At 70.8% G+C, this 25838-nt stretch carries 23 protein-coding genes and 2 pseudogenes; 11 read left to right on the forward strand and 14 right to left on the reverse strand.

Annotation, left to right across the window (positions count from 1 at the left end):
* The first annotated feature begins 56 nt into the window (after nt 1-56).
* Nucleotides 57-1310, forward strand: coding sequence for a hypothetical protein (locus V8690_RS29880; protein ID WP_338785505.1), 1254 nt, complete (start codon nt 57-59; stop codon nt 1308-1310).
* Nucleotides 1311-1446: 136 nt separating this feature from the next.
* Here V8690_RS29880 and V8690_RS29885 read toward each other — a convergent pair whose 3' ends face one another.
* The 4 genes from V8690_RS29885 to pta all read right to left on the reverse strand — a co-directional run bounded on the left by V8690_RS29885 (nt 1447) and on the right by pta (nt 7305).
* The gene (locus V8690_RS29885; RefSeq protein ID WP_338783223.1) at nt 1447-2355 is read right to left on the reverse strand and encodes a hypothetical protein; all 909 of its coding nucleotides are present in this window, start codon (nt 2353-2355) and stop codon (nt 1447-1449) included.
* A 134-nt stretch (nt 2356-2489) separates the two neighbouring features.
* Nucleotides 2490-3917, reverse strand: coding sequence for a pyruvate kinase (gene pyk, locus V8690_RS29890; RefSeq protein WP_338783224.1), 1428 nt, complete (start codon nt 3915-3917; stop codon nt 2490-2492).
* 74 nt (nt 3918-3991) lie between these two features.
* Nucleotides 3992-5206: an acetate kinase gene (locus tag V8690_RS29895; RefSeq protein WP_338783225.1), complete on the reverse strand. Its 1215-nt coding sequence runs from the start codon at nt 5204-5206 to the stop codon at nt 3992-3994.
* Entirely contained in the window at nt 5203-7305 is a 2103-nt protein-coding gene (gene pta / locus V8690_RS29900; RefSeq protein ID WP_338783226.1) for a phosphate acetyltransferase, read from the reverse strand. Before pta ends, V8690_RS29895 begins: the two co-directional genes overlap by 4 nt.
* A 220-nt stretch (nt 7306-7525) precedes the next feature.
* Between pta and V8690_RS29905 the strand changes: the two genes are divergently transcribed.
* Complete coding sequence (locus V8690_RS29905; RefSeq protein WP_086844696.1) at nt 7526-8551, forward strand: ATP-dependent 6-phosphofructokinase; 1026 nt, start codon at nt 7526-7528, stop codon at nt 8549-8551.
* A gap of 10 nt (nt 8552-8561) precedes the next feature.
* Here the strand turns inward: V8690_RS29905 and V8690_RS29910 are convergent, their stop codons facing one another.
* Entirely contained in the window at nt 8562-9254 is a 693-nt protein-coding gene (locus V8690_RS29910; protein WP_338785506.1) for a helix-turn-helix transcriptional regulator, read from the reverse strand.
* A gap of 231 nt (nt 9255-9485) precedes the next feature.
* On the opposite strand from V8690_RS29910, the gene V8690_RS29915 reads away from it, so the two are divergent.
* Nucleotides 9486-9935, forward strand: coding sequence for a PPOX class F420-dependent oxidoreductase (locus V8690_RS29915; protein ID WP_338783227.1), 450 nt, complete (start codon nt 9486-9488; stop codon nt 9933-9935).
* A gap of 77 nt (nt 9936-10012) precedes the next feature.
* Here the strand turns inward: V8690_RS29915 and V8690_RS29920 are convergent.
* Nucleotides 10013-10194, reverse strand: a pseudogene (locus V8690_RS29920) (IclR family transcriptional regulator); the annotation flags it as partial.
* 35 nt (nt 10195-10229) lie between these two features.
* On the opposite strand from V8690_RS29920, the pseudogene V8690_RS29925 reads away from it, so the two are divergent.
* Nucleotides 10230-10574: pseudogene (locus V8690_RS29925) on the forward strand (gluconate permease); the annotation flags it as partial.
* A gap of 35 nt (nt 10575-10609) precedes the next feature.
* A complete protein-coding gene (locus tag V8690_RS29930; RefSeq protein WP_338783228.1) occupies nt 10610-11947 on the forward strand; it encodes an enolase C-terminal domain-like protein in 1338 nt (445 codons plus the stop codon).
* Between the two features lie 268 nt (nt 11948-12215).
* Here V8690_RS29930 and V8690_RS29935 read toward each other — a convergent pair whose 3' ends face one another.
* The 5 genes from V8690_RS29935 to V8690_RS29955 form a co-directional block, all read right to left on the reverse strand.
* Nucleotides 12216-13055: a carbohydrate ABC transporter permease gene (locus tag V8690_RS29935; RefSeq protein ID WP_338783229.1), complete on the reverse strand. Its 840-nt coding sequence runs from the start codon at nt 13053-13055 to the stop codon at nt 12216-12218.
* Between the two features lie 6 nt (nt 13056-13061).
* The gene (locus tag V8690_RS29940) at nt 13062-13943 is read right to left on the reverse strand and encodes a sugar ABC transporter permease (protein WP_338785507.1); all 882 of its coding nucleotides are present in this window, start codon (nt 13941-13943) and stop codon (nt 13062-13064) included.
* Between the two features lie 64 nt (nt 13944-14007).
* Entirely contained in the window at nt 14008-15375 is a 1368-nt protein-coding gene (locus V8690_RS29945; RefSeq protein ID WP_338783230.1) for an extracellular solute-binding protein, read from the reverse strand.
* A 129-nt stretch (nt 15376-15504) separates the two neighbouring features.
* Nucleotides 15505-16203 carry a response regulator gene (locus tag V8690_RS29950; RefSeq protein ID WP_338783231.1) on the reverse strand — a complete coding sequence of 233 codons (699 nt, stop codon included), beginning with the start codon at nt 16201-16203 and terminating at the stop codon, nt 15505-15507.
* Nucleotides 16200-17888 (reverse strand): sensor histidine kinase, encoded by a 1689-nt coding sequence (locus V8690_RS29955; protein ID WP_338783232.1) that lies wholly within the window; start codon nt 17886-17888, stop codon nt 16200-16202. The genes V8690_RS29950 and V8690_RS29955 overlap by 4 nt, the downstream gene beginning before the upstream one ends.
* Before the next feature lie 177 nt (nt 17889-18065).
* Here V8690_RS29955 and V8690_RS29960 point away from each other — a divergent pair, with 177 nt between their 5' ends.
* Nucleotides 18066-19457 (forward strand): cation:dicarboxylase symporter family transporter, encoded by a 1392-nt coding sequence (locus V8690_RS29960; RefSeq protein ID WP_338783233.1) that lies wholly within the window; start codon nt 18066-18068, stop codon nt 19455-19457.
* 80 nt (nt 19458-19537) lie between these two features.
* Here the strand turns inward: V8690_RS29960 and V8690_RS29965 are convergent, their stop codons facing one another.
* The gene (locus V8690_RS29965) at nt 19538-20155 is read right to left on the reverse strand and encodes a TetR/AcrR family transcriptional regulator (protein ID WP_338783234.1); all 618 of its coding nucleotides are present in this window, start codon (nt 20153-20155) and stop codon (nt 19538-19540) included.
* 108 nt (nt 20156-20263) lie between these two features.
* Here V8690_RS29965 and V8690_RS29970 point away from each other — a divergent pair, with 108 nt between their 5' ends.
* Nucleotides 20264-21928 (forward strand): DHA2 family efflux MFS transporter permease subunit, encoded by a 1665-nt coding sequence (locus V8690_RS29970; protein WP_338783235.1) that lies wholly within the window; start codon nt 20264-20266, stop codon nt 21926-21928.
* A 271-nt stretch (nt 21929-22199) separates the two neighbouring features.
* Nucleotides 22200-22544 carry a hypothetical protein gene (locus tag V8690_RS29975; RefSeq protein ID WP_338783236.1) on the forward strand — a complete coding sequence of 115 codons (345 nt, stop codon included), beginning with the start codon at nt 22200-22202 and terminating at the stop codon, nt 22542-22544.
* A 129-nt stretch (nt 22545-22673) separates the two neighbouring features.
* Here V8690_RS29975 and V8690_RS29980 read toward each other — a convergent pair whose 3' ends face one another.
* Together V8690_RS29980 and V8690_RS29985 are read right to left on the reverse strand one after the other, a co-directional pair.
* Nucleotides 22674-23564, reverse strand: a complete 891-nt coding sequence (locus V8690_RS29980) for an aldo/keto reductase (RefSeq protein ID WP_338783237.1) — start codon at nt 23562-23564, stop codon at nt 22674-22676.
* Between the two features lies 1 nt (nt 23565).
* Nucleotides 23566-24480 carry an NAD-dependent epimerase/dehydratase family protein gene (locus tag V8690_RS29985; protein WP_338783238.1) on the reverse strand — a complete coding sequence of 305 codons (915 nt, stop codon included), beginning with the start codon at nt 24478-24480 and terminating at the stop codon, nt 23566-23568.
* A gap of 45 nt (nt 24481-24525) precedes the next feature.
* Here V8690_RS29985 and V8690_RS29990 point away from each other — a divergent pair, with 45 nt between their 5' ends.
* Genes V8690_RS29990 through V8690_RS30000 form a run of 3 tightly spaced genes read left to right on the forward strand, consistent with a single transcriptional unit; the run spans nt 24526 to nt 25789 of the window.
* Nucleotides 24526-25035: an Lrp/AsnC family transcriptional regulator gene (locus tag V8690_RS29990; RefSeq protein WP_338783239.1), complete on the forward strand. Its 510-nt coding sequence runs from the start codon at nt 24526-24528 to the stop codon at nt 25033-25035.
* Between the two features lie 29 nt (nt 25036-25064).
* Complete coding sequence (locus V8690_RS29995; RefSeq protein ID WP_338783240.1) at nt 25065-25478, forward strand: MerR family transcriptional regulator; 414 nt, start codon at nt 25065-25067, stop codon at nt 25476-25478.
* Nucleotides 25451-25789, forward strand: coding sequence for a thioredoxin domain-containing protein (locus V8690_RS30000; RefSeq protein ID WP_338783241.1), 339 nt, complete (start codon nt 25451-25453; stop codon nt 25787-25789). Before V8690_RS29995 ends, V8690_RS30000 begins: the two co-directional genes overlap by 28 nt.
* Nucleotides 25790-25838: the final 49 nt, after the last annotated feature.

A 25838-nucleotide genomic window follows, 5' to 3' on the forward strand; every position in this document is an offset into this window, starting at 1 on the left:
CGAGAACGGGGCCTCGTCACGCGGCCCCCAAGAAACCGCTGTTCACCCGGTTCCAGATGCCGGCCGGCAAGGCGATAGCCATGGCGGCGATGCCCACCGCGGTCCTCATGGGCATGGGATTCACCCCGACGCTCGCCCTCGCCGACGACCAGCCCTCGACGTCCAACAGCCTGAAGGCCGACGAGTACAAGGACTGCGTAGCGGCGCTGGAGGCCGCCAAGGACAAAGGCGGCGCCTCCCCGTCGCCCTCGGCGAGCGGCAGCGAGGACGACGGCAAGAAGGACGAGAACACGTCCGAGCCGACACCCTCGGCGCCCGCGGGCGGCTCGGACGCGGACAAGGACCCGGCGGATTCGTCCGGTTCGTCGGATTCAGGTTCCGGCGACACGGGCGACAAGGCCGAGCCCACGCCGACCCCGTCGCCCTCGTCGGGCACGTCGGGCGAGGACGACGCGGCAACGCCGAGCCCGTCGCCGTCCCGGAGCGGCGGCAACGTGCTGGAGGACATCGGCGACGCGATCAGCGGCATCTTCACGGGCGGCAAGTCCACCGCGAGCCCGAGCCCCACGCCGTCCGCGTCCGCCTCGCCGTCCGGGGACGCGGCCGGGTCGGACGACACGAGCAAGGACGCCCCGTCCGACACCGTCAAGGAGACCACCGACAAGGTCACCGACACGGCGAAGGGCACCGTGAAGGACGCGGCCGGCGCGGCGTCGAAGGCGGCGGAGGACACCACCGAGGCCGCCGGGAAGGCCGCCGAGCAGGCGGCCGAGGACGCGGCCGGGAAGGCCACCGCCTCCCCCAGCCCGTCCGCGAGCCCCTCCGTGGACCCCGCGGACTGCCCGGCCGCCACGGACGCCGAGGGCGGCGTCGACAACCAGATCCTCGTGCCCGACGACCCCTGGTACCTGGAGGCCAGCTCGCTGACCCTGAAGGGTGCCGACTACCAGGGCATCGTGCAGGTGAGGACGGCGAGCGGCGCCACGAAGAAGGTCCTGAAGTACGTCATCAACGACGGCACCGACATCGGGGACCTGCACCAGCTCGTCAAGGACAAGCAGTCCGGCAAGACCCACCACGTCCAGGCGGCGAAGGGCTCGACGTCCACGATCACCGACGGCAAGACGGTGATGTACACGGAGAAGATCTCGGGCAACCTGCTCGGGCTGATCCCGGTCACGTTCGACCCGGAGCACCCGCCGCCCCTGAACATCCCGTTCATCTACTTCACCAAGGTGAAGGTCACCCAGGCCGGCCAGTTCGGCGGCACGCTGACCGTGCCGGGGCTGCACCAATACATCACGGACTGATCCCCTCCCGGGAGCCGCGAAAGCTGTGCCCCGCCGGGCCTCTCGGCCTGGCGGGGCACAGCTCTGTGACGGGCGGCTACAGCCGTCGGAGCGCGTCCGCGGCGGCTTGCCTGGCCTTCTGGTCCTGGTCGCGGTGTCACGGGCGCTCGCCGCGTCCGTCTCGGCCGCGGTGGCTGGCGGCGTCCTTCTCCGCGTCGCCGGCCTCACGGTCCGCGGCGGCTTCGGACTCCGCCTCTCTCGCGGCCATCCCGGCGTAGAGGGCGTCCGTACCGGCCTGCTGGTCGTTCTTCTGGGCGTTCGCGTCGGCCTTCTTCGCCGCTTCCGCGGCTGCGGCGGCCTCGGCCGCGCAGGCACGCGCGGCAGCCACCGAGGCCGCCGCCTTCGCCGCGTCGTCGGCCGCCGCGGCGGCGGCCTCGGCGGCCGGCTTGGCGTCGCCCTTCGCCTTGTCGGCGAGGGCCTTGGCCGCCTCGTCGGCCTTGGTCTTGGCCGCGGCGGCCTGGCGTTCCGCGATCGGCCTGGACGTCTGCCCCACGAGGACCGCGAACGCGGCCGAGACATCGGTGTCCTTGTACGGAGTGCCCCTGGCGATGGCCTGGTTGGCGGGCTTGATCGCCTCGGCGGCCGAGTCGCGGGCGGCGGTGGCCGCCTCACCCGCCGCGAAGGCGTGACCGGCCGCGGTGGCGGCCCACGAGGCCGTCTTGGCGGCTTCGGCCTTCGCGGCCGTGGCCTCCTTGCGTGCCGTGACCGCCGCGGCGGCGGCCTTCTTGCCCTCGGCCTCGGCGTCGTCGGCGTTCTTCTCCGCCGCCGCGGCGGCGTCGATCGCCTCGGCTGCGGCGGCATGTGCCTCGGCGGCCGCGGCGCGCGTCGTCTCGTACGCGGACCACGCGTTGTCGGCCGCGGCGCGCGAGCGGGATGCCGCGGCGTCTGCCCTGGTCGCCGCGGCATGGGCGGCAACGGCGGCTTCGAGGCCGCCACAGCCGTGGTGGGTCGTCGACGGGTGACACTCGTCGAGAGAGATGTGTGCGCTGGTCAGGCGCCCCCGCACTCTCTCCCCGAGAGCGTCACAAGATTTTTCACAGACGGTCGATGTTCGGTAGAGGAATGCCCGGTGGTGAACGCGACTGAGGGCGCCCCCTGTCACAGGGGACGCCCTCAGCCGCGTGCCGAGGCCTTCGCGGGTCAGTCCTTGGTGCCGCCCAGGTGGTGGACGCGCACCATGTTGGTGGTGCCGGGAACGCCGGGGGGCGAGCCGGCCGTGATGACCACGATGTCGCCCTGGTTGAAGCGGTTCAGCTTCACCATCTCCTGGTCCACCAGGTCGACCATCTCGTCGGTGCTGTTCACGAACGGCACGACGTGCGGCTCCACGCCCCAGCTGAGCGCGAGCTGGTTGCGGGTGGACTCGTCCGTGGTGAACGCGATGATCGGCTGGACGGCGCGGTAGCGGCACAGCCGGCGGGCGGTGTCGCCGGACTGGGTGAAGGCCACCAGGCCCCGGCCGCCGAGGAAGTCGGCGATCTCACAGGCGGCCCGGGCCACCGAACCGCCTTGCGTGCGCGGCTTCTTGCCCGGGACGAGCGGCTGGAGTCCCTTGGACATGAGCTCCTGCTCGGCCGCGGTGACGATCTTCGACATCGTCTTGACGGTCTCGATCGGGTACGCGCCCACGCTCGACTCGGCGGACAGCATGACCGCGTCGGCGCCGTCCAGGATCGCGTTGGCCACGTCGGAGGCCTCGGCGCGGGTCGGACGGGAGTTGGTGATCATCGACTCCATCATCTGGGTCGCCACGATCACCGGCTTGGCGTTGCGCCGGCACAGCTCGATCAGGCGCTTCTGCACCATGGGGACCTTCTCGAGCGGGTACTCGACGGCGAGGTCACCGCGGGCGACCATCACGCCGTCGAACGCCATCACGACGTCCTCCATGTTCTGCACCGCCTGCGGCTTCTCCACCTTGGCGATGACCGGGACACGGCGGCCCTCCTCGTCCATGACGCGGTGCACGTCCTGGACGTCCTTGGCGTCACGGACGAAGGACAGCGCGACCAGGTCGCAGCCCATGCGGAGGGCGAACCGGAGGTCCTCGATGTCCTTCTCGCTCAGCGCGGGCACGTTGACGGCCGCGCCGGGCAGGTTGATGCCCTTGTGGTCGGAGATGACGCCGCCCTCGATGACGATCGTCTTCACGCGGTGGCCCTCGACCTCGGTGACCTTCAACTCGACGTTGCCGTCGTTGATGAGGATCTGGTCGCCCTTGGTCACGTCGCCGGGCAGGCCCTTGTAGGTCGTCCCGCAGATCGTCTTGTCGCCCGGGACGTCCTCGGTGGTGATGGTGAACTCGTCACCGCGGACCAGCTCCACGGGACCCTCGGCGAAGGTCTCCAGACGGATCTTGGGGCCCTGGAGGTCGGCCAGGACCCCGATGGCCCGGCCGGTCTCCTTGGCGGCGGCACGGACCCGGTCGTACCGGCCCTGGTGCTCGGCGTGCGTGCCGTGGCTGAAGTTGAAGCGGGCCACGTTCATGCCGGCCTCGATCAGCGAGACAAGCTGCTCGTGGGAGTCGACCGCGGGGCCGAGAGTACAGACGATTTTCGAACGGCGCATGGGGGCGATCCTATCGGTTTGTTTCACAACGGAATATTCCGTCTGGCGGAAAATACAAAAGGGCGGGATGCCGCTCAGGTGTGATTCCCCGAAGCAATTACCAGCGCGTAGGTCTGTGTCGCGATCTCCAATTCCTCGTCAGTAGGCACCACCGCCACCGCGACCCGGGCGCCCTCGGGCGAGATCAGCCGCGCCTCGTCGCCGCGTACGGCGTTGCGCTCGCCGTCCACCGCCAGGCCCAGCTCCTCCAGGCCCGCCAGGGCGGCCTCCCGCACGGGCGCCGCGTTCTCGCCGACGCCGGCGGTGAAGGCCACCGCGTCCACCCGTCCGAGTACGGCGTAATAGGCGCCGATGTACTTCTTCAGGCGGTGAATGTAGATGTCGAACGCCAGCTCCGCCCGCTCGTCGCCCTCGTCGACGCGGCGGCGGATCTCCCTCATGTCGTTGTCGCCGCACAGTCCGATCAGACCGCTCTTCTTGTTGAGAAGAGTGTCGATCTCGTCGGCGGACATTCCACCAACACGCATCAAATGGAAGATGACGGCCGGGTCCATGTCTCCCGAGCGCGTACCCATCACGAGCCCCTCCAAAGGCGTCAGTCCCATGGAGGTGTCCACGCAACGACCGCCCCGCACGGCCGAGGCGGACGCCCCGTTGCCCAGGTGCAGCACGATCACGTTCGTCTCGGCGGGGTCCTTGCCGAGCAGCTCGGCGGTGGCCCGGGAGACGTAGGCGTGGGAGGTGCCGTGGAAGCCGTAGCGGCGGATGCGGTGCTTGTCGGCCGTCTCGACGTCGATCGCGTAGCGGGCGGCCGACTCCGGCATCGTCGTGTGGAAGGCGGTGTCGAAGACGGCGACCTGCGGCAGGTCCGGGCGCAGGGACTGCGCCGTGCGGATCCCGGTGAGGTTGGCCGGGTTGTGCAGCGGGGCCACCGGGATGAGCCGTTCGATCTCGGCGAGGACGGCGTCGTCGATCACGGTCGGCTCGGTGAAGGACTTGCCCCCGTGCACCACCCGGTGCCCGATCGCGGCCAGTTCGGGCGAGTCCAGGCCGAGCCCGTCCTTGGCGAGCTCCTCGGCGACGGCCTTCAGGGCGGCGTCGTGGTCGGCGATCGCCCCGCCGCGCTCCCGGCTCTCGCCGCCGGCCGGGGTGTGCTTCAGCCGGGAGGTCTGCTCGCCGATGCGCTCGACGAGACCCACCGCCAGCCGGCTGTCGTCGCGCATGTCGAGCAGCTGGTACTTCACTGACGACGAGCCGGAGTTGAGGACGAGGACACGGGTGGGGCTCACTGGGCGGTTGCCTTCTCGCTCGGGGACGGGGCGGGGGACTGGGCCTGGATGGCCGTGATGGCGACCGTGTTGACGATGTCCTGGACCAGGGCGCCCCGGGACAGGTCGTTGACCGGCTTGCGCAGGCCCTGGAGTACCGGGCCGACGGCGATCGCGCCGGCCGAGCGCTGCACGGCCTTGTAGGTGTTGTTGCCGGTGTTCAGGTCGGGGAAGATCAGCACGCTCGCCTGCCCCGCGACCTCGGAGCCGGGCAGCTTGGTCGCCGCGACCGACGGCTCCACGGCGGCGTCGTACTGGATCGGGCCCTCGATCTTCAGGTCGGGCCGGCGCGCGCGGACGATCTCGGTGGCCTCGCGGACCTTGTCGACGTCGGCGCCGGAGCCGGACGTACCGGTGGAGTACGACAACATGGCGATCCGCGGCTCCACGCCGAACTGCCCGGCCGTGCTCGCCGACTGGATGGCGATGTCGGCGAGCTGCTCGGCGTTCGGGTCGGGGTTGACCGCGCAGTCGCCGTAGACGAGGACCTTGTCGGCCAGGCACATGAAGAACACCGACGAGACGATGTCGGCGTCCGGCTTGGTCTTGATGATCTCGAAGGCCGGACGGATGGTCGCGGCCGTGGAGTGCACCGAGCCCGACACCATGCCGTCGGCGAGGCCCTCCTGCACCATCAGCGTGCCGAAGTAGTTCACGTCGGAGACGACGTCGTACGCCAGCTCCACGGTGACGCCCCGGTGGGCGCGCAGGGCCGCGTACTTCTCGGCGAAGGCGTCGCGCAGGTCGGAGGTGGCCGGGTCGATCAGCTGGGACTCGCCGAGGTCGATGCCGAGGTCGGCGGCCTTCTTGCGGATGAGTTCGACGGGGCCGAGCAGGGTCAGTTCGCACACGCCCCGGCGCAGCAGCACCTCGGCGGCGTGCAGCACCCGCTCCTCGGTGCCCTCGGGCAGCACCACGCGGCGCAGGTCGGAGCGGGCCTGCTCCAGGAGCTTGTGCTCGAACATCATCGGCGTGACGCGGTCGCTGCTCGGGGCGGAGACGCGGCGGGCGAGACCGGCGGTGTCGGCGTACCGCTCGAACAGGCCGAGTGCCCGCTCCGCCTTGCGCGGGGTGGCCGCGTTGAGCTTGCCCTCCAGGGAGAACAGCTGCTCGGCGGTGGGGAAGCTGGTGCCGGCCACCGACAGCACCGGGGTACCGGGCGCGAGCCGGTCGGCGAGCGTGAGGATGTCGTCACCGGGCACCTCGTCCAGGGTGAGCAGCACGCCCGCTATCGGCGGGGTGCCGGCGCTGTGCGCGGCGAGCGCGCCGACGACCAGGTCGGCCCGGTCGCCCGGGGTGACGACGAGGCAGCCCGGGGTCAGGGCGCCCAGGAAGTTCGGCAGCATCGCGCCGCCGAAGACGAAGCCGAGCACGTCCCGGGCCAGCCCCGAGTCGTCGCCCAGCACCACCTTGGCGCCGAGGGTGTGGCCGATCTGCGAGACGGTCGGGGCGGACAGCGCGGGCTCGTCGGGCAGGACGTAACAGGGCACGCGGAGCCGGGAGTCGAGCTGGCCGGCGATCTCGTCGCGGTCCTCGCGGGCCACCCGGTTGGTGACCATGGCCAGGACGTCGCAGCCCAGCGTGTCGTAGGCGCGGTAGGCGTTGCGCGTCTCGGCGAGCACCGCCTCGACGGTCTGCTTGCGGCCGCCCACGACCGGGATCACGGACGCGCCGAACTCGTTCGCCAGCCGGGCGTTGAGCGACAGCTCGTCCGGGAGCTGGGTGCCGGCGTAGTCGGTGCCGAGGACCAGGACCACGTCGTAGTCGCGGGCGACCAGGTGGAAGCGGTCGACGAGCGTGGACACCAGCTCGTCGGTGCCGGCCTCGGCCTGGAGGGCGGACGCCTCGTGGTAGTCCATGCCGTAGACGGTCGCCGGGTCCTGGGTGAGCCGGTAGCGGGCGCGCAGCAGCTCGAAGAGGCGGTCGGGGCCGTCATGGACGAGGGGACGGAAGACGCCCACCCGGTCGACCTGCCGGGTGAGGAGCTCCATGACCCCCAGTTCGACGACCTGGCGGCCGTCGCCGCGGTCGATGCCGGTCACGTACACGCTGCGGGTCACGCGCGCTCTCCGTTTCGTCTCGAGTGGGGGTACACATCAAGCCAATGGCTATCCAGCCAGGGGAACAAAAATCGCCCACCGAGGTGAGCTGAACCCTCTTGACAATACCTCTGCCGATAGATAAGGCGCCCGTCAGCCCGGGGTGCGGCACCGGGCTGTGGAGCGTGAAACAATCGGCAGAGGCTCACCGGTATCAACAGCGAGCAGGAGACACAGCACGATGCGTATCGGAGTTCTCACCGCAGGCGGCGACTGCCCCGGCCTGAACGCCGTGATCCGGTCGGTCGTGCACCGGGCGGTCGACAACTACGGCGACGAGGTCATCGGCTTCGAGGACGGTTACTCGGGGCTGCTGGACGGCCGCTACCGCACGCTCGACCTGAACGCGGTCAGCGGCATCCTCGCCCGTGGCGGCACGATCCTGGGGTCGTCCCGGCTGGAGCGCGACCGTCTGCGCGAGGCCTGCGAGAACGCCTCCGACATGATCCACGAGTTCGGCATCGACGCGCTGATCCCGATCGGCGGCGAGGGCACGCTGACGGCGGCCCGCATGCTGTCCGACGCGGGTCTGCCGGTCGTCGGCGTCCCGAAGACGATCGACAACGACATCTCGTCGACCGACCGCACCTTCGGCTTCGACACGGCGGTCGGCGTCGCCACCGAGGCGATGGACCGTCTGAAGACCACCGCCGAGTCCCACCAGCGGGTGATGGTGGTGGAGGTGATGGGGCGCCACGCCGGCTGGATCGCGCTGGAGTCCGGCATGGCGGCCGGCGCGCACGGGATCTGTCTGCCGGAGCGGCCGTTCGACCCGGCCGATCTCGTGAAGATGGTCGAGGAGCGCTTCGCCCGGGGGAAGAAGTTCGCGGTCGTCTGCGTCGCCGAGGGCGCGCACCCCGCCGACGGCACCATGGACTACGGCAAGGGCGCGATCGACAAGTTCGGCCACGAGCGGTTCCAGGGCATCGGCACGGCACTCGCCCATGAGCTGGAGCGACGGCTCGGCAAGGAAGCCAAGCCGGTCATTCTCGGCCACGTCCAGCGCGGCGGCTCACCGACCGCGTACGACCGGGTCCTCGCCACGCGGTTCGGCTGGCACGCGGTGGAGGCCGCGCACCAGGGGGAGTTCGGCAGGATGACCGCGCTGCGCGGGACGGACATCGTGATGGTGCCGCTCGCGGAGGCCGTGACCGAGCTGAAGACCGTGCCGAAGGACCGTATGGACGAGGCCGAGTCGGTCTTCTAGTCGGACATCTCTAGGCCGGGCGCCGCTGGATCCTCGTCCAGAAGTGCTCGACGATCCGGGCGAGGAAGTCACGAGCGGCGTCGCCGGCGTCGCTGCCGCCGCCGCCCCAGCTCAGGGTGGCGGCCATGTGCCCCTGGTAGTCCTGGTGCAGCCCCTGGAGGGCGTCCTCCAGGAACGGCCGGTCCAGGGGCACGACCTTGGCCACCGGGCGTACGTAGGCCTGCCAGCGGGTGGTCACGGCGTTGCGCAGCAGTTCGCCGAGCTTGGCGTCGCGGCCCGTGACGGTGACGAAGTCCGGCAGGCCGAGGCCGAGCAGATCGGCGAGGGCCGCAGACTGGCGGTCGGTGCCGCGCCAGGTGTCGGTCTCCTCCATCCGTAGATACGCGTGGAGTTCGTGCCCCACGGCACGGGCCACGTCCTCGGGGGCGAAGCCGCGGGCGATGCGGTGCTCGCGCAGGGTGCGCGGTCTGCCGATGAGTTCGCCGGGTGCGCACCACAACACGCCTGCGAGCGCGGTGAGTTCGGAGCCGGAAGGGGACGCGGCCCCGCGTTCCCAGGCCATGACGTGGTCCGGGGTGATGTGGGGGTGCCCGTACGAGACGCGCATACCGTAGGCGACGTGCTCGGGTGTCATGCCGAGGGCCGCGCGCAGGCGGCGGGCGGCGGGGGCGTTGAAGGGCGGGGGCGTCGGGGTGGCGGGCAGGGGGTTGGGTGTGGGCTGGCTCGGGCGGGCTGAAGGTCGGCGCACGGGCCACAAGCTAGGGGTGCGGGGATGCGGTGACTACGGTCTGTTCGGCCAGGATCACGGATTGTAGGAAGCTACGGCTACCGGCGGGTTCGACCGGGGCCGAAGATCGTCTGTCGGCCGGGGCGGAGGTACGGCGAGGATGGCGCCGGGCCTGGTGATCGCGGGCCCGGAAAGGTGGTCGGTCAGGTGAACGGCAAGCTCAGTGGGCATATTCGCGAGCGTCTTCTCGCGACGAACTTCTGGCACCTCGCGACGGTGGGTGCGGACGGAGCGCCCCAGGTGTCGCCCATGTGGGCGGACATCGAAGGGGAGTACGTCATGGTCAACACCTCCATCGGGCGGGTGAAGGAGGAGAACCTGCGGCGCAATCCGTACGTTTCGCTGTCCCACCACGACCCCGGGAACCCGTACGACCGGGCGGAGATCCGGGGCAGGGTCGTCCGGTTCGTGGAGGGCGAGGAGGCGGAGCGGGCGATGGACCGGCTCGCGCGGAAATACCTCGGGGAGGACCGGTATCCGTGGCTGCTGCCCGGGGAGCGCCGGGTGATGCTGCTGATCGAGCCGACGCGGGTACGGAGGGTGGAGGGCGTGGAGCCGTTCCGGCCCGGGGTCCTGCCGGACGGGGCGGCCGGCTGAGGGGCGGCCGCGCCGGGGATCTCTTTCGCGACAGCTCCCTTGCGGCGTCTGACAGGAGGGGCCTCTGACAGGCCCTGACGCCAGTCGGGTGAGCTCGGTGCCGGCGGTAGCCTGGATTCGATCCCCGCCCTGATGTCCCTCCTCACGGAGACGATGCGGGCCTCGTGCTCCGGGGTCAGTCGGGCCACCGGGACCGAGCAGCTGATGGCGTCGCCGGCCCAGGGGTGCCGTAGCGCAGGGCGAAGCCGAAGCCGGCGATGCGCCGGCATGGGCCGGGACCGGGCGGCCGACGTCACCGACGGCTGGACCATCTCGCCGATCGTCCTCGCCTGGCTCGTCGCCGTCATCCTCCGCATCGCGCTCGGCTCGGCCACGGTCGCCGTCGTCACGGCCTCAGGTGTGGCGCTGCCGCTCCTGGCGGGCAGCGGGGTGCACCCGGAGGTCATGGTGCTGGCCGTCGCCTGCGGCTCCATCGCCTTCTCCCACGTCAACGACCCCGGGTTCTGGCTGTCCAAGGAGTACTTCGACCTCTCCATCGAGGCGATCAAGGTCCGCACGTCCTGTACGACGGTGCTCGTCGTGCTCGGCCTGGGCGGCGTCCTGGTGACCGAGTGGGTCCTCGACGCCCTGAGTCTCTGAACCACCACACGTCAGCCTTCGCAAAGGGGCATCCGATGAGCAACGAACCGCAGCCGACCGTCACGGCGTTCGCCGTCTACCCCGTCGCAGGCCGGGACAGCATGGAGCTGAACCTCTCCGGCGCGCACGGCCCGTACTTCACCCGCAACGTCGTCGTTCTCACCGACTCCGAAGGGCGCACCGGTCTGGGGGAGGTGCCAGGCGGGGAGAAGATCACGCAGACCCTGCGGGACGCCGAGTCGCTGGTCGTGGGGGCCAAGGTGGGTGACTACAAGCGGGTGCTGCGCGAGATCGGTGACCGGTTCGCCGACCGGGACGCCGGGGGGCGGGGTGCCCAGACCTTCGACCAGCGGACCACCGTCCACACGGTCACCGCGGTCGAGTCGGCGCTGCTCGACCTGCTGGGGCAGCATCTGGACGTACCCGTGGCGGCGCTGCTGGGCGACGGGCAGCAGCGGGACTCCGTGCGGGTGCTGGGGTACCTCTTCTACGTCGGTGACCCGAACCGGACGGATCTGGAGTACGTCCGGGAACCCGGTTCCCCGGTGGAGTGGTACCGCGTGCGGCACGAGGAGGCGCTGTCGCCGGAGGCGATCGTGCGGCAGGCGGAGGCGGCCTGCGAGCACTACGGGTTCCGGGACTTCAAGCTCAAGGGGGGTGTGCTGGCGGGTGAGGAGGAGGTCGCGGCCGTACGGGCGCTCAAGTCGCGCTTTCCCGAGGCGCGGATCACCCTCGACCCGAACGGGGCGTGGTCGCTGCGCGAGGCGGTGGAGCTGTGCCGGCCGCTGGTCGGCACGCTCGCATACGCCGAGGATCCCTGTGGGGCGGAAGGCGGTTACTCCGGGCGGGAGATCCTCGCCGAGTTCCGCCGGGCGACGGGGCTGCCCACGGCGACGAACATGATCGCGACCGACTGGCGTCAGATGGCCCATGCGCTGGCTCTCCAGTCGGTCTCCATCCCGCTGGCCGATCCGCACTTCTGGACCATGCAGGGGTCGGTGCGCGTGGCGCAGCTCTGCAACGCGATGGGGCTGACCTGGGGGTGTCACTCCAACAACCACTTCGACATCTCCCTGGCCATGGTGACGCACTGCGGGGCCGCGGCACCGGGGGAGTACAACGCGCTGGACACGCACTGGATCTGGCAGGAAGGGCTGGAGCGGCTGACCGCCGAGCCGCCCCGCATCGTGGGCGGCCAGATCGCCGTCCCGGACGCGCCCGGGCTGGGCGTCCGGCTCGACACGGACCGCCTGCTGGCGGCACACGAGCTGTACCGGGAGAAGGCACTGGGGGCCCGGGACGATGCGGCGGGGATGCAGTACCTGATCCCGGGCTGGGAGTTCGACGCGAAGCGGCCGTGTCTGGTGCGGTAGGCGCCTGCGCGCAGGTCGTGGGTCGGGGCCGCGTCGGGGGGCCGTCCTCGGAACGGCGCGATGGGGTGGGTGACCAACTGAGTGGCGTTGACGCGCCAACCGCTGCGGGCGGCCCCCCGACACCTCCCCTTCACGCCATAGGCGGGTGCGGGCCGCCGGTCCCGCCTGGCTGCGGGCAGTCGTGCCGCTGAGGGCGGCACCCGTCCCAAAGAAGCGGCACCCCGCAACGCCGGGCTGCGAACCCACCCGGCCCCGCCACCGGCGCCGGTCAGCCCTTGACCGCCCCGCCCAGTGCGAAGCCCCCTCCCAAGCGCCGGGCGATCAGGACGTACAGAAGGATCACCGGCGTCGAGTAGACGATCGAGAACGCTGCCAGCTGCCCGTACGCGACCATCCCCCGGTTCCCGAAGAAGTCGTTGATGCTGACGGACGCCGGCATCTGGCCGGGCGTGAGCAGGAGCATGAAGGGGACGAAGAAGTTGCCCCACATCATGACGAAGGAGAACACCGTCACGACGGCCACGCCCGGGCCCATCAGGGGCAGCACGATCCGGATCAGGGACTGGAGGGGCGAAGCCCCGTCGGTCCACGCCGCCTCTTCCAGTTCCTTCGGTACGCCGTCCATGAAGTTCTTCATCAGCCAGATGGCGAACGGCAGTTGGGACGCGGCGAAGAAGAAGATCGTGCCCTGCATGGTGTCGATCAGGTTCACCTGGACGAAGAGCGCGTAGACCGGAACCATGATCGCCGTGATCGGCAGGCTCGTCGCGAAGAGGATCGTCAGCAGGAACGGGCGGTTGAAGCGGGAGCGGAAGCGGGAGAGCGGATAGGCCGCCAGGGCCGCGCAGATCACCGTCAGCAGCGTCGCGCTGCCGCACAGCACCAGGCTGTTCAGCAGCGGCGTGAAGGTGATGTCGGAGGTCAGGATCGCGTCGAAGTTGTCCAGGGTGAGGCCGTCGGGTGCCTTCACCCGGAGGTCGGCGTGGGGGTCGAGGGAGGACAGCACCACCCAGGCCAGGGGGAGGACAAAAGCGGCGGCGACCACGAGGAGGCCCGCGTCGGCCGCCAGGCGGCGGGTCGTGCTTCGGGAGACGAGGGTGAGGGCCATGGGCGTTCAGACCTCCGTCCGCAGCAGGCGCAGGTAGACGAGAGAGAAGAGGGAGCCGACCAGGAGCAGGAGCAGGGCCACCGCCGTGCCGTAGCCGATCAAACTGTTCTGGAAGGCCTGTTCGTACATGAAGAGCGGGAGCGTCTGGCTCTTGCCGCCCGGGCCGCCTCTCGTCATCACCCAGATCAGCCCGAAGACGGAGAGGGTCTGGAGGGTGTTGAGCATCAGGTTCGTGCCGATGGAGCGTCGGATCATGGGGAGGGTGATGTGCCACATGCGGCGCCAGCCGCCGGCCCCGTCGACCTCGGCGGCCTCGGTGATCTCCTGGGGGATCTCTTTCAGCGCGGCCGAGTAGACCAGCATGGAGAACGCCGTACCGCGCCAGACATTGGCGAAGGACACCGCCAGGATGGGCAGCGTGAACAGCCAGTTCTGGGAGGGCAGGCGGAGCCAGTCCAGGATGGCGTTCAGCGTCCCCTCGCGGCGGAAGAAGGCGTAGAGGAGGAAGCCGGCCACCACCTCGGGCAGCACCCAGGCCGTGATCACGATGCCGCCGGTGAGCGTACGGACCGGTTTCGACGCGCGCCGCATCAGCGCCGCCAGGGCGAGCCCGAGCGTGTTCTGCCCGAGCAGGGACGACAGGACCGTGAACACCAGCGTCAGCCATACGGCGTTGAGGAACGCCTCGTCCCCGAAGGCCCGGGTGAAGTTCTCGAAGCCGACGAACGACTCCCGGGCCTGGCCGGTGAGCTGGAGGTCGGTGAAGGCGATGTAGACGCAGTAGGCGATCGGGCCGGCGAGGAAGAGGAGCAGGAGGACGACGGCGGGGGTGAGGGGCAGGGCTCGGACCAGCGCGCCCGGGCCCCGCCGGGGGCGGCGGGGAGCCATGGGGCCGGGCGCCTTACCGAGGTCGGTGTGCGGTGCCGTGGTGGTCATCCGGGCGTACCGTCGCCTACCGCTCGACGACCTGGTTGTCCGTGGCGTCCTTCAGGGCGTCCACGTAGTCGCCCGCCGCCTCGTCCACCGACATGTCACCCGTCGTCACGCCCTCCATGGCCTCCTGGATGGCCGTGGAGACCTTGGGGTAGGCCGGGTAGGCGGGGCGGTAGTGGGTGTACCGCACCAGGTCCGTGAAGAACTCGATGCCGGGCTGGGCCGTGGCGTACCCGGGGTCCTTCGCCACGTCCTCGCGGACCGCGATGCCGGAGTTGGCGACGTACCACTTCTGTGCGTTGGCCTTGGTCTGCATCGTCTTGATGAACTCGAAGGCCAGGTCCGGGTTGCCGGCCTTGGCCGGGATCGACCAGGTCCAGCCGCCGGACATGCTCACCTTGCCGGGGGCCTGCCCGTGCTGCGTGGGCATGGCGGCGAGGCCGAGCTCCTTCGACCACTCGGGCCACTCGTGACCGCTGCCGGGCAGCCAGTCCTGCGGCAGCCAGGAGCCGTCGAGGGCGATGCCGAGCTTGCCCTGGGGGAGCCACTCGCCGCGGACCCGGGTCATGACGTTCGGGTCGAGCGCGTCGGAGACGTCCGGGCCCAGCTTCTCCTCGTAGACCGTCTCGACGAAGGCGAGAGCGTCCTCGAAGCCCTGGCCGCCGGCGATCCACTTCTTGCTCGCCTTGTCGTACAGGGGGTCCGTGCGGCCGTCGTTCGTGCCGTAGAGCAGCATCTCGAAGGTCTGCATGGTGGCGGCCTCGCCGACCGGCTTGCCCGTGTAGACGTTGAGCGGGATGACGCCGGGGACCTTCTGCTTGATGGTGCGGGCCGCGGTCAGGACGTCCTTCCAGGTCTTCGGCTGCCAGTCGGCGGGGAGGCCGGCCTTGGCGAAGATGTCCTTGTCGAACCAGAGTCCGCGGGTGTCGGTGCCGTCGGGGACGCCGTACGTCTTGCCGTCCTCGCCCTTGGCCGCCGCCTTCGCGGTGTCGATGAACCGGTTCCAGTCCGGCCACTTGGCGAGGTAGGGGTCGAGGGGCTTGAGATAGCCGCTGGTGATGTCCGAGTTGATGAGGAAGGTGTCCTCGTAGACCAGGTCGGGAGCGGTCTTGGGGGAGCGGAGCATCTGCTGGAGCTTGGTGTAGTACTCCGAGTCCGGGGCCTTGATCGGGACTAGTTCGACCTTCTTGCCGGGGTGGGCCTTCTCGAACTGCTTCTCGATGTCCGCGAGATAGGTGTCCATCACCTTGATGGAGTTGTCCGTGGACTGTTTGAAGGAGACCTTCACGGTGTCGGGGTCGCTGCCGGAACCGCCACCGCAGGCGGTGAGGGCGGTCGCGGCGAGGACTGAGGCGAGGAGAGGTGTGAAAGCGGCGGTGGGGCGCACGGCACGAACCTCCTACGGACGCACTTCGTTGTGGCCGGGACGGCTGCGTGGTGAACCTAAGTCGAGTGGTCTAGTCAGGTCAATGCGTGTGCGCCGGGTCGGTGGTGGCCGGCCTTGGCTGACGACCCGTCACTGGCCGGTGACCCAGCGGTACTGCAACTCCGGCCGGCCCACCGTGCCGTACTGCGGGCGGCGGGCCGCGCGGCCCGCGTCCACCAGGTGTTCCAGGTAACGGCGGGCCGTGATGCGGGAGATGCCCACGGTCTCCGCCACACCGGCGGCCGTGAGACCCTCCGCGCTGTCGCGCAGGGCCACCGTCACCCGCTCCAGCGTCGGTGCGCTCAGCCCCTTCGGCAGGGCGGCCGGGCCCGGGGCGCGCAGGGCCGCCAGCGCCCGGTCCACCTCGTCCTGGCCGCTCGCCTCGCCGACCGCGGCATGGAACTCCGCGTACCGCACGAGGCGGTCCCGCAGGGTCGCGAAGGTGAACGGCTTCAGGACGTACTGCACGACGCCGAGGGAGACGCCCTCGCGCACGACCGCCAGATCGCGCGCCGACGTCACCGCGATCACGTCCGCGTGGTGTCCGGCCGCCCTCAGGGACCGCGCCAGTTGCAGTCCGTGCACGTCCGGCAGGTGCAGGTCGAGCAGGAGCAGGTCGACGGGAGTGCGCTCCAGGGCCCGGCGCGCCTCCACGCCCGTGTGCGCCTTGCCCACGGCGACGAAGCCCGGGACCCGGCCGACATACAGCACGTGCGCGTCGGCGGCGACCGGGTCGTCCTCGACGACCAGGACGCGGATGGCCCTCTCGGGGGTGGTGTCGCTCGTCATGCGTTGCCTCCAGCGCCTCTGGACACCGAGGTCCTGGATGTCACGCCCTCGGCCACCGCCCCCGACTCCCGCAACGGCAGCCGGACCTCGAACTGTGCCCCGCCCCCGGCGGCCTCCGACACCGACAGCGTCCCGTCGTGCCGCTGTACCGCCTGCCGCACCAGGGCCAGTCCCAGCCCCCGGCCGCCCGGCCCGGCCGGCTTGGTCGAGAAGCCCCGCTGGAAGACGGCCTCGGCGTGCTCCGGATTCACGCCCGGGCCGGTGTCCGAGACCTGCAGCAGCAGTTCCGGGGCGCCGTCGAGAGCCTCGGGGTCCTGGATGTCCTGGGTGTACGCCGCCACCGTCACCCGCGCCCGCACGCTGCCCTGCGCCGCGTCCACGGCGTTGTCGATCAGGTTGCCCAGGATGGTCACCAGGTCCCGCGCCGGCAGGGACTGCGGCAGCAGACCGTCGTCGAGGCAGCTGTCCTCCGACACCATCAGCTCCACGCCCCGCTCGTTCGCCTGGGCCGTCTTGCCCAGCAGCAGTGCCGCCAGCACCGGCTCGCTCACCGCCGCCACGACCTGGTCGGTCAACGCCTGCGCCAGCTCCAGCTCGGCCGTCGCGAACTCCACCGCTTCCTCCGCCCGGCCCAGCTCGATCAGCGAGACGACCGTGTGCAGCCGGTTCGCCGCCTCGTGCGCCTGCGAGCGCAGCGCCTGAGTGAAACCCCGCTCGGAGTCCAACTCGCCCATGAGTGACTGGAGTTCGGTGACGTCGCGCAGAGTGACGACCGTACCGCGCCGCTCGCCGCCCGACACCGGCGAGGTGTTGATCACCAGTACTCGCGACGCCGTCAGGTGCACCTCGTCCACCCGCGGCCCCGAGGCCAGCAGCGCGCCGGTCAGCGGGGCGGGCAGCCCCAGCTCCGCCACCGACCTGCCCACCACGTCCCCGGCCACGCCGAGCAACTCCCGCCCTCCGTCGTTGATCAGCGCCACACGGTACTGCCCGTCCAGCATCAGCAGCCCCTCGCGTACCGCGTGCAGGGCGGCCTGGTGGTAGTCGTGCATCCGGCTCAGCTCGGAGGCGTTCATGCCGTGGGTGTGGCGGCGCAGCCGGGCGTTGATGACGTAGGTGCCGACGGCGCCCAGGGCGAGCGCTCCGGCCGCGACGCCGAGCAGGGCCGTCAGCTGGTCCTGCACCCGCTGGGTGATCTCCTCGACCCGGATACCCGCGCTGACCAGGCCCACGATCTCCTTGCCGTCCTGGATGGGGGTGACCGCGCGGACCGAGGGGCCGAGCGTGCCGGTGTATGTCTCGGTGAAGGTCTGGCCCTTCAGGGCCTTCGCGGTGTGGCCCCGGAAGGGCTGGCCGATCTGGTCCGGGTCGGGGTGCGTCCAGCGGATGCCCCGGGGATCCATGATCGTTATGAAGTCGACCTCGGTGTCCCGCATGACCTTCAGCGCGTACGGCTGGAGCTCGGCGGTCGGGTCGGAGGTGCGGGCCGCCGCCAGCACGGACGGGGAGTCGGCGACGGATCGCGCCACCGCCCTGGCCTGGCGCGTCGCGGCCTCCTCGGCCTGGCTGCGGTCGCTGACGTAGGTGAACAGCGCATATCCGGCCACGACGACCGCTATCAGTACGGCCTGCATGGCGAAGAGCTGGCCCGCCAGACTGCGGGGACCGGGGACGGAGAAGCGCATGTCGTCAGTCTGCCTCGTGGCTGATTGTGAACTAAATGAACGGAAGGGTGACCGCGCTCACAGAGAAGGACATAGTCACGGCATTCCCCATAACGCATCTCAGGGAGCCCCGCTCCCTTTCCCCCGGACGTGAGCCGCACGCCGGTGATGCCGACGACGTCGTCAAGGAGGGCCGCCGTGACCAGCGCAGCCGATACGGCACCTGCCGCACCCAAGGCCAAGCGGGACCGCACGCACTATCTCTACATCGCGGTGATCATCGCGGTCGCCGCCGGTATCACGGTGGGTCTGGCCGCACCCGACTTCGCTGTCGGGCTGAAGCCCATCGGGACCGGCTTCGTGGCCCTGATCAAGATGATGATCTCGCCGATCATCTTCTGCACGATCGTGCTGGGCATCGGCTCGGTGCGGAAGGCCGCCAAGGTCGGTGCCGTCGGCGGAATCGCCCTGGGCTACTTCATGGTGATGTCGGTGGTGGCGCTGGGCATCGGCCTGGTCGTCGGCAACATCCTGGAGCCGGGCACGGGCCTGGCGGTGACCGATGCGGTCAAGGACGCCGGTCACGCACAGGTCGACGCCGAGGCCAAGGACACCACGGAGTTCCTGCTCGGCATCATCCCGACCACGATCGTGTCGGCCTTCACCAACGAGTCGGTCCTGCAGACCCTGCTGATCGCCCTGCTCGCCGGCTTCGCGCTCCAGGGCATGGGCTCGGCCGGCCAGCCGATCCTGCGCGGTATCGAGCACATCCAGCGGCTCGTGTTCCGCATCCTCGCGATGGTGATGTGGGCCGCCCCGATCGGTGCCTTCGGCGCCATCGCCGCCGTCACCGGCTCCGCGGGCCTGGACGCGCTCAAGAGCCTCGCCGTGCTGATGCTCGGCTTCTACGTCACCTGCTTCCTGTTCGTCTTCATCGTGCTCGGCATCCTGGTGCGCGTCGTCGCCGGACTGAACATCTTCACCCTCTTCAAGTACCTCGGCCGTGAGTTCCTGCTGATCCTGTCCACCTCCTCCTCCGAGTCGGCGCTGCCGCGGCTCATCGCGAAGATGGAGCACCTGGGCGTCAGCAAGCCGGTGGTCGGCATCACCGTCCCGACCGGCTACTCCTTCAACCTCGACGGCACCATGATCTACATGACCATGGCCTCGCTGTTCATCGCCGACGCCCTGGGCACCCCGATGTCCGTCGGTGAGCAGATCCCGCTGCTGCTCTTCCTGCTGGTCGCCTCCAAGGGCGCCGCCGGTGTCACCGGCGCCGGTCTCGCGACCCTGGCCGGTGGTCTGCAGTCGCACAAGCCGGCCCTGGTGGACGGCATCGGCCTGATCGTCGGCATCGACCGCTTCATGAGCGAGGCCCGCGCCCTGACCAACTTCGCCGGAAACGCCGTGGCCACCGTGCTGATCGGCACCTGGACGAAGGAGATCGACAAGGAGCGTGTCAACCAGGTCCTCGCCGGTCAGCTGCCCTTCGACGAGAAGACGCTGCTGGACGACGGCCACGGCGGTCCGGCCGAGCATCACGCCGAGGTGCCCGAGCGGGGCGGTGAGAAGGAGCTGGCGAAGGCCTGACGGCCGCGCCGCGCCCCGCGAGACTCCGGGCGGCTGGGTGTCCCCCCGTCGCTCAGCCGCCCGGTCCTTACGTTCGCGGATCAATCATTCAGCTTCGCCACCAGCTCGGTGGCCTCAGAGGCGGGCACGCCCGCCGCGGTCAGCACCGTGACCGCGGCGCAGCGGCCCGCCTCTCGCGCTTTCACGAGCCCGTCGTTCACCGCCTCCATCAGCGCGACCAGCATCTGCTCGTGCACGTACGCCAGGGCCGGCGCGGGCAGCGGTGAGCTGAAGACGCCCTCGTCGAAACCCCGCCGGAGCACCTCGGTGGCGGCCTCCCGGACCGGGGCGAGCCGCTCCCGGATGCCCTGCATGGTGACCGTGCGCTGGGCGAGCGCGATCAGCAGCCGGTAGCGGTCGGCGAGCTCCCACACCGCCAGCACCGAGCGGGCCACCGACTCCGCCGGATCCTCCACCCCCTCGCGGCCCGCCGCGTGCGCGATCGACAGGGCCTTGACCGCCTCGTCGACGAGCGTGCTGATCAGCGCCTCGCGGCTCGGGAAGTGCCCGTACACCGTCCGCCGTACGACGCCCGCGGCGCGTGCGATCTGGTCCATGGACGCGTCGGGGTCGCGCAGCAGCTCGCCGAGGGCGACGTCGAGGATGCGGCGCCGGTTGGCGTCGGCGCGGCTGGTGGTGCCCGTGGTCATGGACGCCATTGTGCCCTTCCTCCATCGACTTGCACAGCAGTGTGCAACGGCGTACATTGCACATCGTTGTGCAAATGCACACCCCTGTGCAAGTCAGTGAGGAAGGCGACCCCTGCCATGCGACTCGTCATGACCGAACCGGCCGAGAGGATGGACCGCCCCTACGCCCGGCGCTGGTGGGCGCTCCTCGTGCTCTGCCTGAGTCTGCTGATCATCGTGATGGCGAACACCGCCCTCACCGTCGCCGCGCCCGACATGACCGAGGACCTGGGCCTGTCCAGCGCCGACCTCCAGTGGGTCATCGACGGCTACACCGTCCCGTACGCCGCGCTGATGCTGCTGCTCGGCGCGATCGGCGACAAGTACAGCCGCCGGGGTGCGCTCGTCCTCGGGCTGGTCGTGTTCGGCGGCGGTGCCGTCTTCGGCTACCTCGCCGACAGCGCCACGGCGGTGATCGCGGCGCGTGCCGTGATGGGCGCCGGCGCCGCGATGATCATGCCCGCCACGCTGTCCCTGCTCGCGGCGACCTTCCCGCGCGCCGAACGCGCCAAGGCCATCACCCTGTGGACCGCCACCGCCGGGCTCGCCATCGCGGCCGGTCCGCTGGTCGCCGGGGCGCTGCTGGAGCACCACGGCTGGTCGTCGACGTTCCTCATCAACGTCCCCATCGCCGCCCTGGCCGTCGTCGGCGCGCTCGTGCTCGTACCGCCGTCCAAGGCCGGCCGCCACGGGCGTATCGACTACGGCGGCGGACTGCTGTCGGTGGTGTGGATCGGCGCGCTCGTCTACATGATCATCGAGGGTCCGCACTTCGGCTGGGGCGCCAAGGCGGTCACGGCGGCGGGCGTCGCGGGCGTCGCGCTCGTGGCCTTCGTGCTCTGGGAGCTGCGCCACCCGCGTCCGGTCCTCGACGTGCGCCGCTTCGCCGACCGCCGCTTCGCGGGCTCCAACCTCGCCGTCGCCCTGTTCTTCCTGGCCGTCTTCGGCGCCTTCTACTACCTGACCCAGCACCTCCAGTTCGTCCTCGGCTACGACGCCCTGGACACGGGCCTGCGCATGCTGCCGCTGGCCGGTGCCGTCTTCGTGGGCTCCGCCCTCACCGGCTACCTCACCCCGCGGGTCGGCATGAAGTGGACCGTCACGGCCGGCATGGCCGGCGGCACCGCGGCCCTGGCGCTGCTCACCCAGGTCGACTCCGGGTCGTCGTACGGCGACTTCGTCGCGCCCCTGATCGTGCTCGGCCTCGCGATCGGGCTCGCGCTGTCACCCTGCACGGACGCGATCATGGGGGCGTTCCCGGAGTCCGAGCTGGGCGTCGGCGGTGCGGTCAACGACACGTCGCTGGAACTCGGCGGTTCACTCGGCATCGCCATTCTCGGCTCGCTGCTGGCCACGTCGTACTCCGGGCACCTCTCGGACGCGACGGCCGGCCGGGGGCTTCCGGCCTCCTCTCTGGAGACGGCCCTGGACTCGGTGGGGGCCGGGTATGCGGTCGCCCAGGGGCTCGGGGACAAGGCGCGGCAGCTGGCCGAGCGGGCGGCGCACACCAGTGACCCGCAGCAGGCGGAGCGGCTCAAGGCGCAGGCCGGGCAACTGGCCGCCGGGGCCCGGCAGATGGCCGATGCGGTGGGGGCGTCCTTCGCGGACGCGGTCGCGTACACCAGTCTGGCGGGGGCCGTGATCCTGGGTGTCGGTACGGTGGTCGTGGCCGTGTTGCTGCCGCGTAAGGGGAAGCCCGTGGACGAAGGCGCCGAGGACAGGGAGCTGGAGTCCGTCGGTTAGCTCCGCGCCCCCGAGGAGAGGCCTGATGTACGGAGGGACGCATGGGGGAAGCCGACGAGGTCGAGATCCCGAGTTCGAACGAGAACCGGGCTCGGTACGGGGCCGAGCGGGAAGCGTCTCCGTTGTCCATGGAGCAGGTCGGTGAGCTGTTCCAGGAGTCCCTGATGACGGTGGCCCGGCCCGGGCGGCGGGAGCGTGACGGTGCTCGTGACCTTCCGGACGGCTCCGGGAGCATCTGGGGGGCCAGCACCGGCGACCGGCCCGTGGCAAGGTGGCCTATCCCCCCTACGGCCTGCCCGACGTGCATCTCGCGCTGGAGCGCCGGTTCGCGGGGGAGGGACGGTCGTTCGAGCTCATCGGCATGCGCGGGGCCCAGCACCATGGTGACCTGACCCTCGGCGACATCCTCGAAGCGGCCGACCGGTACGACCGGTTCATCGTCGGGGCCGTCGACTACGCCCGGCTGCCGGTCTCGCCCGATGCCGAACTCGCCTGTGCCTCCTGCGGTTTCTACCTCGGGACCGAGGGCGAGGACCGGTTCGCCGTGCTGTTGCGCGGGCCGCACGACGAGTACGGGCGCAACAAGGTGGAGATCGAGGTACCGGCCGGGGAGTAGGAGTTCGCCGACCGGCTGCTCGCCGAGGTCGATCGGCCCGGCGCCGGGAACAACTGCGCGCGGCCTCTCGGGATGCGGGGCGCCGAGGACGAGGAGGAAGGGTTGGTCGGCTCCTTCGAGTGACCGGCCTCAGGGCCGGGCTGCCTCGTCCAGGCGTGCCCGTTCCTCCGCGCTGAGCAGCAGGTCCGCCGCGGCCGCCGAGTCCCTGGCCGTCTCCGGCCGGCTCGCCCCCGGGATCGGTACGACGGCGGGGGAGCGCGCCAGCAGCCAGGCCAGGCCGACCTGCTGGGGGCTGACACCGCGCTCCGCCGCGACCTCGTGGAAGGCGGCCAGGCGTTCCCCGCCCTCCGTGCGCGACGGCCCGTCCAGGGAGCTGCGGGCCAGCCCGCCCAGCGGACTCCACGGCAGGAAGGCCAACCCCAGTTCCGCGCACAGCCGTAGCTCCGGCTCGCTGTCCCGGATGGCGGGGGAGTACCGGTTCTGCACCGACACCAGCCTCTCGCCGAGGATCTCGCGCGCCCGGCGGATCTGGTCCGCGTCGGTGTTGGACAGCCCGGCGAGCCGGATCGTGCCCGCGTCGAGCAGTTCGCGCAGGGCGCCGACCGACTCCTCGAAGGGCACCTCCGGGTCCGGCTTGTGGAGTTGGTAGAGGCCGATCGCCTCCACACCGAGGCGCTCGCGGGAGGCCTCGGCGGCAGCCTTGAGGTGGTTCGGGGAGCCGTCCACCGTCCAGTCGCCGCCGGCCGGACGGCCGCGGCCGCCCTTCGTCGCCACCAGCACGCCGGAGGTGTCGCCGCCGTACGTGGCGAGCGCGCGGGCCAACAGACGTTCGTTGTGGCCGGGCTCCGCGCCCGGCAGATGGTAGGAGTCGGCCGTGTCGAGGAGGGTCACGCCCGCGTCGAGCGCGGCGTGCACGGTGGCCAGGGAGCGCTCCTCGTCCGGCCGCCCCTCGATGGACAGCGGCATCGCTCCCAGCCCGACCGCGCTCACCCGCAGCCCGCCAAATGTCCTGTACCGCATGTCAGTCGTCCTTCCCGAGCGTCTCGGCGACGGCATGCGGCAGCCACTGCCGGGCGTCGGTGAAGGTGAAGCCGAGCCCGGTGGCACGGGCGTTGTCCATGCCGTAGGAGCGACGGAAGGAGAACGGGGAGACCTCGCCGACCTCGACGGGCTCGAACACGGCCCGGCCGCCCGGGAGATGCGCGGCCACCGCCTCGCACAGCTCCTCGGTGGTCAGCGTCCCGTGCGAGGCGGCGTTGACCGGCCCGGTGAAGTCCTCGCCCGCCGCCCAGGCGAGGAACCGGGCGATCTCCTCGACGTACACGTACGTGGCGGGCCGGTTCCGGGCGGGCACGGCGATCGGCTCGCCGATGCGGATCCGCTCGGCGTAGTGGGCCAGCCGCCCGGTGAAGTCGTCGGCCCCGCCCAGCACATGGGCCACCCGCACCGCCGCGTACGGCAACGCCGGGCCGTCGGCCGCGAGGACCGCCTCGGCCTGCCGCTTGCCCTCCCCGTAGCGGGCCTCCCGGAACGCCGGGTCGTCCCAGGGCAGCCCGAGGTCGACGGCGACCGTGGCCGGGTCGACGGCCGTCTCGCGCACGAGGGCGGGGGAGTCCTCGTACTCGTACACCTCGACCGTGGAGGTCAGCACATAGCGGCGGGTACGGCCGGAGAAGACGCGGCGGGCGAGTGCCGCCTGGTGGGGTGTGTAGCAGACCTGGTCGACGACGGCGTCGAAGACGCGCGAGCCGAGCGCGCCGGTCAGCGACCGCTCGTCGTCCCGGTCGGCAACCAGCTGCGCCACTCCGGCGGGCGGCGGGGACGAACCGCGGTTCAGCACGGTGACGCGGTGCCCTTCGGCGAGCAGCCGCGCGATCAGACGCTTTCCGACGTAACGGTTCCCGCCGATGACCAGGACTTCCAAAGCCTTTTCCATGACCATGATTCTCCCGGCGTACATCGACGTCCTGAAGGGGGAACCATGGGAGTTCCGGCCGCCGTGCCGAAAGAACCACGGCATCTGCGCACCACCGCCGACGAAACCTCGGTGGTCTTCGACGCGCTGGACCGGCAGATCCTCGAGCTGCTGCAGACCGACGGCCGGATCAAGCTCAGCGAGCTGGGCCGCCGGGTCCGGCTGAGCCCGGCGGCGGTCACCGAGCGGGTGCGGCGACTGGAGGCGGCCGGCGTGATCAGCGGCTACGGCGCTCACGTCGTACCGGCCCGGCTCGGCTACGGCATCCAGGCGTTCATCCGGGTCGACCCGCACGGCGGCTACAACCTCAAGCACCCCAGGACCCTGGAGCTGATCGAGCGGCCCGAGATCACCGAGGTGCACCACGTGGTCGGGGAGGACTGCTGGATCCTCAAGGTCGCCGTCCGGGACACCGTCCACCTGGAGGAGGTGCTGGAGGAGATCTCCGCGCTGGGCCGCACCACGACGTCGATCGTGCTGACCTCCCCGGTGGAGCGGAAACCGCTGTTGCCTTGACGTCGGCGTCAAGGACTACGTTCGACCGTATGCGAATCGGCGAGCTGGCCGCACGGGCCGGGACCACGACGCGGACGCTGCGGTACTACGAATCGCGCGGGCTGCTGCCCGCACGGCGTGAGGGCAACGGATACAGGACGTACGACGAGTGCGATCTCAAACTGCTGGAGCAGATCCGGACCTTGCAAAACTTCGGGTTCGGCCTGGAGGAGACGCGGCCCTTCGTGGAGTGTCTGCGGGCCGGGCATCCCGAGGGCGACACCTGTCCGGCGTCACTCGCGGTCTACCGGCGCAAGCTGGACGAACTCGACTCCCTGATCGGTCAGCTGACGAGCGTGCGGGAGACGGTCGCCCGGCAGCTGGCGCGGGCCGAGCTGGCCGCCGAGGCGGAGGTTCCGGGAGGTCCGGAGCCTGCATGCGAGCTGGGAGGGCACACGTGGTGACCGATGTGACGGACGCGGACTTCGAGGCGGAGGTGATCGGCGCCGACCTGCCGGTGCTGGTGGAGTTCACCGCCGACTGGTGTCCGCCCTGCCGGCAGATGGGGCCGGTGCTGAAGGCCCTCGCTTCCGAGGAGGGCGACCGGCTGAAGGTGGTGCAGCTCGACGTGGACTCCAACCCGGAGACCACGAACGCATACAAGGTGCTGTCCATGCCGACGTTCATGGTGTTCCGCGGTGGCGAGCCCGTGAAGGCGATGGTGGGCGCGCGGGCCAAGCGGCGGCTGCTGGAGGAACTCGCCGACGTGCTGTAGGCGCCATCCCCGACAACGGGCCGGAAACAAGGAAATCCCCCGAGCAATT

It is taken from the genome of Streptomyces sp. DG1A-41 (genome assembly GCF_037055355.1).
Taxonomy (GTDB): Bacteria; Actinomycetota; Actinomycetes; order Streptomycetales; family Streptomycetaceae; genus Streptomyces.

What these genes read in the sequence shown, in the direction of transcription:
- V8690_RS29880 (WP_338785505.1), top strand. Translation starts at nt 57, where the DNA reads ATGCCGGCCGGCAAGGCGATAGCCATGGCGGCGATGCCCACCGCGGTC.
- pyk (WP_338783224.1), bottom strand. Translation starts at nt 3,917, where the DNA reads ATGCGCCGTTCGAAAATCGTCTGTACTCTCGGCCCCGCGGTCGACTCC.
- V8690_RS29905 (WP_086844696.1), top strand. Translation starts at nt 7,526, where the DNA reads ATGCGTATCGGAGTTCTCACCGCAGGCGGCGACTGCCCCGGCCTGAAC.
- V8690_RS29930 (WP_338783228.1), top strand. Translation starts at nt 10,610, where the DNA reads ATGAGCAACGAACCGCAGCCGACCGTCACGGCGTTCGCCGTCTACCCC.
- V8690_RS29935 (WP_338783229.1), bottom strand. Translation starts at nt 13,055, where the DNA reads ATGGCCCTCACCCTCGTCTCCCGAAGCACGACCCGCCGCCTGGCGGCC.
- V8690_RS29940 (WP_338785507.1), bottom strand. Translation starts at nt 13,943, where the DNA reads ATGGCTCCCCGCCGCCCCCGGCGGGGCCCGGGCGCGCTGGTCCGAGCC.
- V8690_RS29950 (WP_338783231.1), bottom strand. Translation starts at nt 16,203, where the DNA reads ATGACGAGCGACACCACCCCCGAGAGGGCCATCCGCGTCCTGGTCGTC.
- V8690_RS29955 (WP_338783232.1), bottom strand. Translation starts at nt 17,888, where the DNA reads ATGCGCTTCTCCGTCCCCGGTCCCCGCAGTCTGGCGGGCCAGCTCTTC.
- V8690_RS29965 (WP_338783234.1), bottom strand. Translation starts at nt 20,155, where the DNA reads ATGGCGTCCATGACCACGGGCACCACCAGCCGCGCCGACGCCAACCGG.
- V8690_RS29970 (WP_338783235.1), top strand. Translation starts at nt 20,264, where the DNA reads ATGCGACTCGTCATGACCGAACCGGCCGAGAGGATGGACCGCCCCTAC.
- V8690_RS29980 (WP_338783237.1), bottom strand. Translation starts at nt 23,564, where the DNA reads ATGCGGTACAGGACATTTGGCGGGCTGCGGGTGAGCGCGGTCGGGCTG.
- V8690_RS29985 (WP_338783238.1), bottom strand. Translation starts at nt 24,480, where the DNA reads ATGGAAAAGGCTTTGGAAGTCCTGGTCATCGGCGGGAACCGTTACGTC.
- V8690_RS29990 (WP_338783239.1), top strand. Translation starts at nt 24,526, where the DNA reads ATGGGAGTTCCGGCCGCCGTGCCGAAAGAACCACGGCATCTGCGCACC.
- V8690_RS29995 (WP_338783240.1), top strand. Translation starts at nt 25,065, where the DNA reads ATGCGAATCGGCGAGCTGGCCGCACGGGCCGGGACCACGACGCGGACG.
- V8690_RS30000 (WP_338783241.1), top strand. Translation starts at nt 25,451, where the DNA reads ATGCGAGCTGGGAGGGCACACGTGGTGACCGATGTGACGGACGCGGAC.